Raw genomic sequence first — 13,982 nt, forward strand, 5'->3', positions numbered from 1 at the left:
CAAGTTCCCTACGTTAGCCGTGACGCGTCGCTGAGCGGAGTTCAGCCATGCGGAGTACGACGCTCCCGGACGCTTCTGCCCTCGCTGCGATTGTGGCGCATCCATTTCGATCCTCCTTAAGCGGAATTGTCCGCTCCACAGCCGGTGTCCGAAAGTGGGGGGACTATCGCAGAACAGCAGCAAGTTCTGCTCAGAATTTCCGCCGAAGTTCCACGCGCGCCCCGGCGATGTCCGGGCTGTCTTTCAGGATTCCGTACATCGCATCGGTGCGGAAGATGAGTGTATGGCTGAGCGGTTTTTGGAAACGTAAACCCACAGCATACTGGTCTCCTTGAGCAACGCGATCGGCTGGTGAATTCATCACCTGCACAGTGGCAGCTTCGAGGATCAATTGCTGCTCGAAACAATTGCCCAAGAGATCGATTCCTACGGCACCACCAAAGGTGTTGTTCCCCGTGGAGTCGAGCGTGGGATAGCCGGTCAAGAGGTCGCTTTCAAAGTTGATGCCGGTGTTCTTGAGCGGTCCCTGCAAGCGGGCGACCGATTGGGGATGCCCAAATCCAGCGAAGAAATTTGCGTAGGGAATCACATTGTATGGATTGCGGGTGAGGAAACTATTTTCCATGAGCAGCAACAAGCCGTCGGCTGTTCGCTGTTCGCTGGGGCCATCCTGCCCCGTGTTGACAATCATACGTAGTGAGTTGGAGACGAGATTGGCATAGCGGCGCGTGTAGCTGGCTCCGATATTGTGATAACTACGGCCCTGGTTCTCGGTGTCATCGAGGAAAGCATAGCCGGCTTCGATGTAGCCGCCGCGACGTTCGATGAAGGTCGTGAAACCGACAACATTGGCTGCTCGGTTGTCTCCCTCGAAGGCGATGTTGCTGGTCACTTCATCCAAGCCGATAAACAAGGTCGTATCGAAATTCGACCAATCCAGCACGGGATTGTTCCGCGCGGGGATCGTGGCAGCAACGCCGAGAAACGCGTCTTCCATCCAGATGCCGTTCTGAAACAGCAGTGGCATCAGCCCAAGGGCAAACGGCAAATTGAACGACGCGTATTGATCGGTAAAACCGCCAATGATGTAGCCGAGATCCCCTTCGAAGAACAGTGTATCAGTGCGTTGATCCCAAAAGTCCCAGGCATCGTTCGTGAATATTTCGCCATCATCGTAGATGATGCTGTTGAATTCATTGCGTTCATCAAGGGGCCCCATGAACATGTGAATCCGCTCGGTGGCGGTAATCGCCCAATCAAATTCGAGGTTGAGGCGGTTGGCCCAGATGGTCTGCTCGTTGCCAATATTCTGGTTGTAGGCAAGTGCCGAGCGATAGTCACCGTAGACATAGAACTTTTGCTGAACCAGATTCGTGCAGCCGAACGCCGTTCCGGAGCGGGGCAGGGGACCCGTTTCGTAAAACGGCAAGCCCCATTCAATGGCCGGTCGTTGAATTGGGTTCATGTGCTTGCCACCATAGATGGCCAACTCACCGCAGGAATCCCAACCGAACTGCCCATAGAAAGGACCTGGCGAGAAGTCGCCACTGTTGAACTGTGCTTCACAACTGCGGGGATCATGGCATTGCTCACCGACTTTCAGGATTCCGCCGTTGAGTTCCGCAGGGGTCGGAAGTTGCTCCCACGGTGGAGCATGGGCCGAGACCACTGCAGGGGCCACAGGCGACGTGATTCCATAGCGGGTTGGTCCCCGCATATAGCCCGGCGCACTCGGTGGCGGACAGTACCCGGGTGCCGGTTGACATTGTGTGCCGCGGTTCAACAGCGGCGGCCCAAAGATTGGCCGTGTCACTGCAGGGAATTCGAGAAAGAGCGGAGATTGCAACGGCGAGTACGTCCATCGCGGCAAGATCGAGGAGCGATGGCCCGCGATGTCACCTATGGGCGGCAATGGGCGGTACTCGTTGTGAATGGTTTCTACAGCTGGCAATTCGGCAGGCGTTTCCACAGGTTCCGGTGCTGCAAAGAGATCTTCGCCATGAGACTCTTGCAAGAATCCAAGAGTGACCACCAGCAACACCGCGCAGCAGGCACGGCTCATTGGTGAGCTGATCGTCTTGAAAAACTTGTGAATCATAAGGTGGCTAGTTAGCGAATCTCAAATTCATAGGAGTTGAGATGGAAATCGGTGATCCCTTCGTTCATCGCCCGCTGCATCTCCAGCGTCGCGTCGCAGAATCGCATAAAGTAGATGGGCTGAGTCCGCATCCGCAGACGGAACGACAGCCGATAGCACCCTGGTTCCTGAAGCAACTCCGCTGGTACTTTGTAAGGAGCGCGACGCGAACCGAGCGGCGCAAGCGATCGACCCTCCATGCGAATGAAGGGTGGGTGATTGATCACGGAGATCGGCTGGGCACCGGGTCTCAGGTAGGGCAACTGGTCGATATCTATATTCACCGGCAAGAAGAACTCTCGATCGGTACCGGTAGCTCCTGTGATGAGGAACATGGTCTGCAAGTTGAACAGTTGCCAATCATAGGGAATCCGCTTATTGCGAACATCTTCGGAATGGATGTCTGCAACGTCTCCCCAACGATCGGTGTAGCCCGACTCCCACAAGCGTTGCCCACGTGGACCGATCAGCACAACATTCGCCCATAATTGAGGCTGGGCACCAAGCGAGCCACTTGGCATGTTGTGGCCATCGTTGCGGTTAGTCACGATGTAATGGAATCTCAGATCCCGTCCGCGCGCAAGTGGCTTGTCGAAGAATGGCCCATCCACATGGGACCCGTTCTCCATGATCTGGTGGCGGCTGATATCCTTCTGGCCTAGTTTCTTGAGATTCGCCTCCACAACCTCGCGGGCATCGTAGCGGTCATCCACATTGGACCACACAGGTGGGAAGGTGGCGTACAGAAGGCCATCTTCGACCGCCTTCTCGAATTCCTCGGTGCCCCACCCAGCGCGGTAATCGAACTGCAACCATTCGAGCATCGACCAGCGCAGTGCATCCTTGTTGAAAGGAAACACTCCGGGATGAGCGATTGAGTACCCCGGGCCATAGAAGACATGGTTGGCGTGCTTTCGGTGGTCGTTGACGGTCTTGCCGTTGACGATCGCCGCCGGGCCCGTTTTATAGCCACTCGGTACGCCGGGAAGACGGCCCATGTGGCAGTCCTGGCAGGAAATTCCCTTCTTGCAGGCTGGCGAAGCTCGATACTGCTCCCACACCACTTCCAGCTTAATTCCCGGTTGCACGGCCACCTGATGACAAGACACACAGAACTCGGGTTTCGAGAGTTGATCGAAATAGCATCCCGCGATGTGGATGTCCTGCCCGGGCCCTTGTTCCTGGGACGAGGTTTTCACTTTGAATTCATTCTTGTGTGCGATAACTTCCGCCACACCGCTGCCGCCAATTGAACCGTAGACCGGTGCAAAGATATTACCGGGTTCGATGCGACGTTCGCCGTTGACTTTGCCGTAGCGCTGGTTGACCCGATGGCAAGCAATGCAGGTAACTCCTTCGCGCGCAACTTGGGGTAGATCCCAGAGAGGTGCCGCTCGAGAGATACCTAGGCTTGTTCCTACCGGAGAGTGGCAGCGATAACAGAAGTAACCGATCGTGGCTTGAGAGATATCGTTGATCTTCTGCTCGAACTTGTGAAACATAGGCGAGACTGCCGCATAGGCATGACTTGAGACGCTCCATTCCTCGAAGAGTTTTTCGTGGCACGTCGCACACGCAAAGGCAGACGGGTAGAGGGAATCAGCAACGAACTCGCAGTACGATTTGCCAGTGGATTGAGTATCCCCGGTAGCATGGGAGGGCATTGAGTGAGGGGCAGCATTGGCTGGCGATGGCGGAGGAGCGAAAGGGCTCTGAGCAGGGGGAGCAATTTCCTCAGCCGTTGCGGGCAAAGGGACCGGCAATGCTTGTGGCTCATTTTTCCCTGGTGGCTCTGGCACGTCGACGGGAAAGCTCGGCTCGCGCAAAGGGAGAGTGTCGTCTGGTTTATTAACAGCAGGCGTTTTATCAACAGAGTCCTCTTGTGGAGGTTTCTCTTCGGGAGCTTCCACTGGAGCTGCTTCTTTTTCCGGCGCCGCATCGTCGTTCCACAATAAGTCGGCTGTGCCATCCAGCAGATCGTCCGGGTCGTTTGATTCGCCAGGCGTAGCGACCACCGCGGTTGAAGATGCCCCCGTTGCAACACGACTAGCGACGCGCAAGGGCTGAGGATAACTCACTCGGGGTATATCAGCTGATATAGTGCGAATCTCAGGAGGAACTACTTCAGCACCAAGTGCGCTGGGGCCTTCGCCGGCCAGGACCATCCACCCCGGGCAACCTGCTTGAGCCAATGCCTGCTCAATTTGCTCGACTCGGTCGCTTTCATGATCCACCAGCACAATGTCTGAATAGCGGCTGGACTCGGGAGCGGATTGCGGCTGCGCATGCCAATAGCCCACCAGCGCACTGATGGCGACCACCACGGCTCCGCCGAGCCATGGCCTCACTCCTATTCCAAGCGATTTCCGCTCCATGCTGCGAACGTCCTTGTTCTGCAGAGATGCTAATTGTAAATAACAGTGGAATCGCTTTGCGGTCCCAGAAAGTGCTCCTGCGGCTGTGTAGGAGGTCATATAACTGATCGAACCGATTCCTTTGGCAATTTGAGAGCAATGCAATTAACCGGCATATCTTAACGCAACACTTGCTAGCTCCCTCTTGGGCGGTTGTGTAGAATGGGCTGATTGATTGCACTCTAGCTCGAATGATGAACAAAATTACACCAATCGGGCCAATTTGCTCTTGAACCGATAACATTGGAGATATCGAAGTGGTCAACAGCAGCTTGCTAGCACGGCTCTGCCTCTTCGGAGCCATGGTCGCCTACCACATCGACTGCGCTGATTGCTTCGGCGATCAGGCTCCCGTTGATTTTAACCGTGATATACGTCCGTTATTGTCCGAAAACTGCTTTGCCTGCCACGGTCCAGACTCGGCGACCCGTGAGGCAGATCTCCGCCTGGATCAGGAAGATAGCGCAAAAGAAGACCGCGGTGGATATGCCGCGATTGTCGCGGAGGATGTTTCACTGAGCGAGTTGGTACGTCGCATCGAGAGCAGCGACGAAGACGAGCAAATGCCCCCTCCCGAGATGGGCAAGCATCTTACCGGGGAGAAAATCGCTTTATTCAAACGTTGGATCAGCGAGGGAGCCGTCTGGTCGCCTGCTTGGTCGTACGTTCCACCTAAGTGGTGGAGACCACCTGTCACCAACCAAACTGACTGGAATCGCAACTGGATCGATCAATTTGTGCTTGCCAAATTGGAAGCGGAAGACCTCCCCCCCAGCCAGCAAGTCGACCCCGTAACACTGGTGCGACGACTATCATTTGACCTCACGGGTCTGCCGCCAGAACCGGAAGTAGTCGATAAGTTCGTGGCCGACCCAAGCGACAAGGCCTACGAGCGACTGGTTGATGAATTCTTAGCTTCGCCCCACTATGGCGAACGCATGGCTATGATGTGGCTCGATTTGGTCCGCTATGCAGACTCAGTTGGCTATCATGGGGATCAAGAGCACAATATTTGGCCGTATCGCGATTATGTCATCCACGCATTCAATGGGAACATGCGATTTGACGAATTCACTCGCGAGCAACTCGCGGGGGATTTGTTGCCTGATAGCACCGAGGATCAAGTGATCGCAACGGGGTACAACCGCCTGCTGCAGACTTCTCATGAAGGGGGAATTCAGCTCAAAGAATATCGGGCTATTTACCTTGCCGACCGGGTACGGAATGTGTCACAAGTATGGATGGGTGCCACGATGGGTTGCTGCCAATGCCACGATCATAAGTACGATCCCTATTCTGCGAGAGATTTCTATGCAATGGGAGCATTCTTCGCGGATATCGATGACGAATGGCATCTCAGAAATCCGAGCGGTGCAGTTGGAAACACCTCTCCCACAGTGCGAAAGCCTGAAAAAGATGTGCTCAGTGTGTATCAGCGCGAAGAACTCGCCAGTGTGGACCGGCAGATTGCGTCACTAGATTCTGAGAAGGACGCCGAGCAGATCGCTAATTTACTCGCGCAGCGTGAAGCTTTGGCCGCAGCAAAATCACCCACGATGATTACAGAATCGACCGATCCACGGGAGGTTCGCCTCCTTGGTCGAGGTGATTGGCAGGACGAGAGTGGTGAGATTGTCACTCCGGCCATACCCGACTTTCTCGGCGACATAAGCCAGGAGAACCGGCGCGCGAATCGACTCGATCTCGCCAATTGGCTCACGGATCCTGAGAGCGGGGCAGGGGGGCTGACAGCCCGTGTCATGGTCAATCGCTACTGGGCGTTGATGTTCGGAGAAGGATTGGCACGTGTACTCGACGATTTCGGGGGGCAGGGTGAGCCCCCTTCTCACCCCGAGTTGCTTGATAACTTAGCAGTAGAATACTTGGAGAACGGTTGGGATACCAAACATATGATTAAACTAATCGCGATGAGCAATGCCTATCGGCAGACTGCTGTGGCCGATGACTCCTTGCGGACTCGCGATCCATTGAACCGACTGGTTGCTCGGCAAAATCGTTTTCGCTTACCCGCAGAAATGATTCGTGATACTACACTTGCAGTAAGTGGGTTGCTGGTAGATAAGATCGGCGGACGAAGTGTGAGACCAATGCAGCCTGCCCATTACTACCAGAACCTTAATTTCCCAGAGCGAGAATACGAACCGGACACTGGCAATGAACAATGGCGGCGAGGTGTCTACATGCACTGGCAACGCACTTTTTTGCATCCGATGCTCAAAGCACTCGACGCGCCTACTCGAGAAGAATGTACGGCCCACCGACCAAAATCTAATACAGCGCTGGCTGCGTTGGTGCTCTTGAACGATCCAAATAGCGTGGAGGCTGCCCGGGCATTTGCGTCGCGGATTCTTTCGAACGAAATGGCTCCTGATGATAATGAGCGGATTGAATGCGCCTTCCGCGAGGCTGTCTCTCGGCTACCCGATGACCGCCAGTATCAGGTATTGGCGGACTTATTGAGTGAAAGCCGGTCTTATTGCGCCGCCAATCCCCTAGCATGTGAGGAACTCTTAGGAGTCGGTATGTCAACTGTTGGAAAAGAACATCCCCCTGAAGAGCTTGCATCCTGGACCACCGTTTGCCGTGCTATTCTCAACATGAGTGAAACAACGACTCGCAACTAAAAGCCGCAATTATGAAAGAATCCCTGCCATCTTCCATTGGCCGCCAACTTTGTCGGCGCACTTTCCTCGCCCAGTCAGGACTGGGGCTGGGAAGTGCTGCCTTAGCAACCATGTTAGGGAGCGAAACACACGCAGCCTCAAGCATCGGTCTTCCGACACTCCCCAATCTGCCGCAGAAGGTGAAGCGAGTCATCTTTCTCTGCATGGCAGGGGGACCTTCGCATCTTGAGACCTTTGATTACAAACCAACTCTCGAAAAAATTAATGGCCAGCCGATGCCTGTGTCGTACACCCAAGGACAACAGATTGCTCAACTTCAAGGACAAGAGTTGATCGCGCAAGGTCCCATGACTAGGTTCGGTCGTTATGGCCAGAGCGGCCAATATATAAGCGACTTTTTCCCTTACCATCGGCAAATCGCTGATGAAATTTGTGTTATTCGATCAATGGTCACCGAACAGATCAACCATGATCCAGCACACACTTTTATGAACACGGGTACCGTTATCAGTGGCCGACCCTCAATGGGCGCGTGGATCAATTATGGCCTGGGTTGTGAAAACCAATCACTTCCTGGTTTCGTGGTGCTCGTCAGTGTTGGAGGTCGAAGCCCGCAACCGATAGCATCACGGCAATGGTCGGCCGGTTTCTTGCCAAGTCAATTTCAGGGTGTCCCCTTCAATTCCTCTGGTGACCCTGTGCACTACATTAAGAATCCTCCGGGAGTATCTGGCGACATGCAGCGGCGAGTCGTTGACAGCGTCTTGGCACTCGACGGCCATCGACAAGAGCATCTGCATGATCCCGACCTTGCAGCGCGACTTGCGGCCTACGAAACGGCCTTCCGCATGCAGACTTCAGTCCCTGAACTGGTGGATATGTCTGACGAGCCACAACATGTGCTTGATTTGTATGGGGCTGTGCCCGGTGATGGTTCGTATGCGTCTAATTGCCTGCTTGCTCGCCGACTTGCGGAGCGAGGTGTGCGATTTATTCATCTTTATCATCGCGGCTGGGATCACCACGGTGATCTTGTCCAGCACATGAACACATGCAGTGGCTTGACCGACAAGGCGACAGCAGCCCTTGTGTTGGATCTAAAGCAACGTGGGATGCTCGCGGATACGTTGATCGTCTGGGGAGGTGAATTCGGACGCACTCCGATGTTCCAGGGTAAAGGAGGCCCCGGACGCGACCATCATATTAAAGGATTTTCAATGTGGGTGGCGGGGGGCAACATCCGTCCCGGTATTTCTTACGGAGCAACGGACGAGCTAGGTTATAACGCTGTAGAGAATCCCGTGCATGTCCGCGATCTCCACGCAACCATGTTGCACCTCTTGGGAATTGACCACAAACACTTTACCGTCAAGTTTCAGGGACTCGACATGCGACTCACTGGCGTCGAAGAAGCCCGAGTGATTCACGATTTACTCTCATAAACCCTTAAAGACGGCACACTATTCTGTAGGAGCAAACGTGAATATTTCACGTTCACCGGTGAAGTAGACTTCTCCTTCGTCATCTTCGCCGCAAGAAATCACGGGGGCTCCTTTGTCTCGAATGGAGCGATTGGCGATGACCTCTTTCTTCTCGGGGTCGTACCACAGCGCCCATAATTGCCCACTCACATAGTCGGCATAGAGATAGCCTCCAGCGAGCGCTGGTATCTTTTTCCCTCGATAGACAGTGCCTCCGGTAATCGACTTACCGACGTCATGGTGGTATTCCCAAATGGGCTCGATGAGATTTTCGTTAGGCTCAACCCCGCCGGGGCCAAAGGAGTGCATCCCTTCTCGTAAATTCCAGCCATAGTTGCCCCCACGCTCGATGATGTCGATCTCTTCCCACTCATTCTGGCCCACATCACCAGCCCAGCCAGTTTCCGTCTCTCGATCGAATGACAGTCGCCAGGGATTGCGGAGTCCATAGGCCCAGATTTCACCCCTCGCGAATTTGGGCTCCCCAATGAACGGATTGTCCTTTGGAATCGCATAAGACAGATCTTTATCCTTTTGGTCGACATCGATTCTAAGGATTTTCCCAAGCAGGGTGTGCAGGTTCTGACCATTCATGTGGGGATCGTTAAATGCACCTCCATCACCGACTACAATGTAAAGATATCCATCTGGACCAAACACCACCGTTCCGCCGTTGTGATTCCAATAGGGCTCGTCGATTTCCAGCAAGACTTCTTCGCTGTCTGGATCGCCCTCATCGGGGTTGTTTGCTTTGGTGCGAAATCGAGAGACGCGAGAAAGGTGTGGCTTCTCCTCAGTAGGTGCGGCGGTGTAATAGACGAAGAATTCACCGTTCTCTTGAAAGCGGGGATGAAACGTGAGTCCCAAAAACCCTTCTTCGTTGGTATTTGGGTTGAAAGGCATGACACGCTCTTGAATATCAAGAAACAGACTCATATTCGTAACATGAGGATTGTTCTCAAACGAATGTATGGTGCCGTACTGGGTGGCCACGAACAAACGGTCCGATCCATCCCCTGCACCAGTGATTTCGATTGGGCGAGGATCACGAGGTTTCCCCGTGTCGACTCCTGTGAGCCACTCGGGCCACTCTAGATCAGGAAACGCCGGTACAACTTTGACGGGGAGAGTTGATTCATCAACTTCACCCATGACGCCAGTGGCAAACAGGCTCAAGCAGCCGAGACCAAGAATACAGCTTCGGAAACATAAGAGCATTTGAAATTCCTAAGTGCGGGAATTAAGATTGAACGAGATTGGCAAGGTGGTGAGGCAGCCACCACTCCGCAAGCGAGTCGCTGTAGCAACTTGGCTGTCATCTTCATTCACTGGCTGGAAGCCTACACCACGTCTATTGGTCAGGATCGCTTTGTGGATGAACATGGATGTGGATATGCGGGACAAAGCCATACCCGCCGTACAATCCGCCGTAGCCGCCATATATCCCGCCGTAACCACCGTAGAAACTATCAACGTTCTCGGCATCGACGGCAGTTTGGTCTTGTTTGGCTTGCTCTCGCTGAGAGGCCTCAGCAGCTTGCGTACGAATCGATTGCTCTGCGGTCGAAGCTGCCTCGTTCTCATCGCGATTGATATTGGCATAGTCTTGTTGCGTGGCCTTATCAATCGAGATCGCCTGTTGGAGATGTGCCTTGCGAGCCATCTCAAAATCCGCCTGCTGCTGACGTGCCATGTCTTCGTCATGCTGGAACTTGAGTAACCACAATTTCATCTGCGTAGGAGACAGGTTTTCTAATTCCTTCATGTACTGTTGGGCTTCCGCGGGAGTGATCTTGGCCGACCGCTGGCAGTACTCCTGTACCCAGGCGCGCGCGTGAAGCATCGTGGGGCTATTCCAAATCTTCTCGCGCTCGGCAGCGGTGTCGGTTGAAGATGACGAGCTAGACACGGCTGTTCGAGTTCGGGACTGTGAGTTTTGACTAATCGCGGCCGTTGTCAGTCCCAATAGCACAATCGCTGAGCAGATGGAAATAGATAGGATGCGGTTCATGGTTTTCTCCTGAGTGATTTCTTGTTTCGAGTGGAGATTGATGGTGTTGGAATGCTCCTTTAACTCAATAATAGCATCTGGAAGTTAACTGCTCCAGGACAGCTTCGAAAAGGGCAAAGAGTGGCTTGGAAAACGCGCGGCCTCAGGCGATCTGCTGTGGATACCAAGCCCAATAGCCAGCATTGCCTGTGCTACGCGGCTCAATTCAACGAAGTTTTATCGTCCCAGGTTGACAATTCTAATTGCCACATTACGAGGCAATTTACTTGGCCGAGAACCGACTGCACAATAAAAAGCGAGTCAACCGGAATACACTTAGCGGATGCCAGGATAAGCACCGACGTTAAGTCGCAGCTACTCGACTCTCACTAGTTTCATGATTCGCCCCGCGATGTTCCAGTCTTGGACATAGAGGTTGCCGTCTTTATCCCAATAGGAACCATGGGTTCCGCTGAAAGCCCCCTCGACCCAGTCCTTTTGAGGAATGTCGTAACTCGACCCTTTGGCGGGATCTGGATTGTTACCGAGGACTGCAATAATCGTGTTGTTCTTGTCAAGGATGACCAGTCGCCCGTGCAAATCGGGTACGGAGACGAAGTCTCCTTGGATGGCAACAGAAGTAGGCATTCCCAGGCCGGTAATGACCTCGTCGATGAATTCTCCGTTCAAGTCATAGTGAAGCAATCGACCTTTGGGCTCATGATTACGGTCACAAATCAGCAAGCGGGGTGGATCGTAGCGCGTGTCGAGAGTCATCCCGTGGGCCGTATTAAACTCTTTGAGGCCGTTCCCCTTCGTGCCGAAGTGCTTCAGATATTTTCCTGCCTTGTCGTATTTAAATATGTGATTGCTGGCGTAACCGTTCGAGAGGAAAACATCGCCGTTGGGAGCAACTGTGATTGCCGTGGGTTTGAATGCATCGATCTTGAGGCCAGACTCTTCTGGAAAAGGCAGGCGAAGTGCGACTTCTCCTCCATGGATGTTGAACTTGATTCCTTCAGCATTATTGTTGCGGGCCCCATAAATGAATTCTTCTCCACCTTCCTCGCGTATCTCCATATCATGGATGTCCGTGAAATCCTCCCCGAGGTAGGAATGAATCACAGTTCCCTCGGACGAGAAAACAACGACTCCTTTCTTGGCACTCGTGTAAATATTGCCATCCTTATCGATGACAACAGAACCATGGGTCGGTCCCAGAGCAGATTCTCCATTCGGGCGGAGTCCCCATCCGGGTACCGTGTCGAAGGTCATCGCCCCGCAACCCATCCTTACAGGCTGGGGTTTTTCTTGTGCAGTAACTGGCTGCGTTAGAACCAGGGAGACCGTGAGAGCGAGAAAAGTTGAATCAAGTTTCATGACGAGGACTCCTGCCGAGGTATTGGCGGTACTATGTTTGTCGAATTGACGTATTGGGGGAACCAGTTTCGGCTAGACCGCAAATTATCGCATTCCAAATCGATTAGTTTGTGCAGCCACGTTTTGCTAAGCGAATCCTCTGGTACAGCCATTCTGGTTGTCAGTTCAATACACAGGCTGGAAGCCTGCACCACTTTTCTATTCCACTTCAATCAGCCGCACCCCATGATCCTTTTGACCGTACATGTCCGTGGCTTCGACTTCCAGGACATAGAAACCGGGCTCGAGAGCAACTCCTAATGGCGCGGACCAAAGGTGGCGTGTGAATTTGGCTTCGGGGAGGACTCGATTCTCTTCGCGCTCCGTATCTCGATTGTGCGCCTGGTAGGTCTGATATGCCTGATCATATCCGGGAGTTTGCGGAAGCACTTGCCATCCTCCGTGGCCTCGGACTCGCATCCGAATTTTCGACTTTTCGTTTCCGTTGAAGACATTGACCACGATCTTTGTGGGGACGGTATCCTTGGCTGCGATTACCTCCGGTGCTTGGATCGCCATTTGATATTCGGCGGGCATTCTTGCCCCTTTGAACCGAAGTTGATAGTCATGCCCTTTGAAAGTTGCCAGGATGTACCCATTGGGCGCGCCGTCAGCCATCGTTGTGTCAGGGAGGCCCTGCACGTCCTGCGGGCCTTTGTACCAACTCCCTGATCCTGTCGCAACATTGTGATGGTGGTGCTCGCCACCTGCGTCGGAAGTATAACCATCTTCCTTGCCAGAGAAGTGCTGATGAGTGAAATGCGTGTGGGCAGAGAACGACATCGTGCGTGGGTGATCGGAGAGAATTTCCAGCAGCTTTCGATATTCCGGGGAACTGTGCGGCTTGGAGTCGGCGTCAATGACAATCTCTGGCAGCGGAATGTGCGTGCAGATCACGATGAGATCATCCCGAGGCACGCCATCGACATATGTTTTCACAAAGTCGAGTTGCTCATCCGACAATCCGCCAAGATAGCTATTGTCTTTGCTTCCGAGCCACACGACGTTGTCGAGCACCACAAAATGTACTTCGCCATACTGAAACGCATAGTTGGGCGGGCCGTAGACCCGCTCGAAGGTTTCATCGGAATATTTGTCGTCGGGGGAATCGAAATTTATGTCGTGATTGCCCAGCACATTATACCACGGTTTTCCAACGAGCCCCTGCACGGCGTTGACGGGCTCGAATAGTGACAAATCATTGTGAACAATGTCACCCATCGACATTCCAAACAGGGCAGGGGAGTCGATCAGCTCGGCGATCACATCGTTGGCGTAGAACCTTACTTGCTGGCGAGTAGCCGGTTGGGGATCTCCCATGACGATCATGGTGAACTCGTCGGGATCGGGAGATGCAACCAAGGGGAAATCAACGCTCTTAGGCAAATCGCCTGTCGGTTCGACCCCTGCATACTTGTATCCCTGGTCTGGTGAACCGTCCGGTTTGTGAATGTAGTAGAACTGAAGGAGGTTCTGCTCATCGACAGGCGTCTGCCAATCGCGGGGTTTGATGACGAACAGAATAGTGTCATCATCGACATCGATCTGATAGTTCCCCTCGGAATCAGTGGTAACGATTTCCAGCCCATTGGAGACTTTTATATTTCTCAGTCCCGGCTCACCACTGTCTCGTTCACCGTTGGCGTTCTGATCGTTGAATACGATGCCGCGAGCGGTTTCCGCGCGGAGGATGCCGTGAGAGCAAATGCTTAAGAAAATGGTTATCGCAAGCAGAAAATTCTTGGAAGAAAAGCTTCTCCTGAAAAACTTCATAGGATTTCTTACTCCGGAATAGATTAGACAACTTACCTGACGGGCGGTCTCTAAAGTGATAACGTCAGACTCACGTAATCACAAGGGATTGATGTGGGGAAGAATATGCCAGAGGCAACACAA

8 protein-coding genes are annotated in these 13,982 nt (G+C 53.4%); 2 read left to right on the plus strand and 6 right to left on the minus strand.

Annotation, left to right across the window (positions count from 1 at the left end):
• Positions 1-190: 190 nt before the first annotated feature.
• Together Pla144_RS18750 and Pla144_RS18755 are read right to left on the minus strand one after the other, a co-directional pair.
• A complete protein-coding gene (locus tag Pla144_RS18750; RefSeq protein ID WP_146452238.1) occupies positions 191-2,098 on the minus strand; it encodes a hypothetical protein in 1,908 nt (635 codons plus the stop codon).
• A gap of 11 nt (positions 2,099-2,109) precedes the next feature.
• Positions 2,110-4,611 carry a multiheme c-type cytochrome gene (locus Pla144_RS18755; RefSeq protein WP_146452239.1) on the minus strand — a complete coding sequence of 834 codons (2,502 nt, stop codon included), beginning with the start codon at positions 4,609-4,611 and terminating at the stop codon, positions 2,110-2,112.
• Positions 4,612-4,808: 197 nt separating this feature from the next.
• On the opposite strand from Pla144_RS18755, the gene Pla144_RS18760 reads away from it, so the two are divergent.
• Positions 4,809-7,196: a PSD1 and planctomycete cytochrome C domain-containing protein gene (locus Pla144_RS18760; protein ID WP_197530819.1), complete on the plus strand. Its 2,388-nt coding sequence runs from the start codon at positions 4,809-4,811 to the stop codon at positions 7,194-7,196.
• Positions 7,197-7,207: 11 nt separating this feature from the next.
• Positions 7,208-8,638, plus strand: coding sequence for a DUF1501 domain-containing protein (locus tag Pla144_RS18765; RefSeq protein ID WP_146452240.1), 1,431 nt, complete (start codon positions 7,208-7,210; stop codon positions 8,636-8,638).
• 18 nt (positions 8,639-8,656) lie between these two features.
• Here the strand turns inward: Pla144_RS18765 and Pla144_RS18770 are convergent, their stop codons facing one another.
• The 4 genes from Pla144_RS18770 to Pla144_RS18785 all read right to left on the minus strand — a co-directional run bounded on the left by Pla144_RS18770 (position 8,657) and on the right by Pla144_RS18785 (position 13,859).
• Positions 8,657-9,895, minus strand: a complete 1,239-nt coding sequence (locus tag Pla144_RS18770) for a PQQ-dependent sugar dehydrogenase (RefSeq protein WP_146452241.1) — start codon at positions 9,893-9,895, stop codon at positions 8,657-8,659.
• Positions 9,896-10,028: 133 nt separating this feature from the next.
• Complete coding sequence (locus Pla144_RS18775; RefSeq protein ID WP_146452242.1) at positions 10,029-10,688, minus strand: hypothetical protein; 660 nt, start codon at positions 10,686-10,688, stop codon at positions 10,029-10,031.
• Between the two features lie 354 nt (positions 10,689-11,042).
• On the minus strand, positions 11,043-12,047 hold the full coding sequence (locus Pla144_RS18780) for a 6-bladed beta-propeller (protein ID WP_146452243.1): 1,005 nt from the start codon (positions 12,045-12,047) through the stop codon (positions 11,043-11,045).
• A gap of 198 nt (positions 12,048-12,245) precedes the next feature.
• Positions 12,246-13,859, minus strand: coding sequence for a calcineurin-like phosphoesterase C-terminal domain-containing protein (locus Pla144_RS18785; protein ID WP_146452244.1), 1,614 nt, complete (start codon positions 13,857-13,859; stop codon positions 12,246-12,248).
• Positions 13,860-13,982: the final 123 nt, after the last annotated feature.

Origin of the sequence: Bythopirellula polymerisocia, from assembly GCF_007860015.1 — a bacterium.
In the GTDB taxonomy this organism is placed as follows: Bacteria; Planctomycetota; Planctomycetia; order Pirellulales; family Lacipirellulaceae; genus Bythopirellula; species Bythopirellula polymerisocia.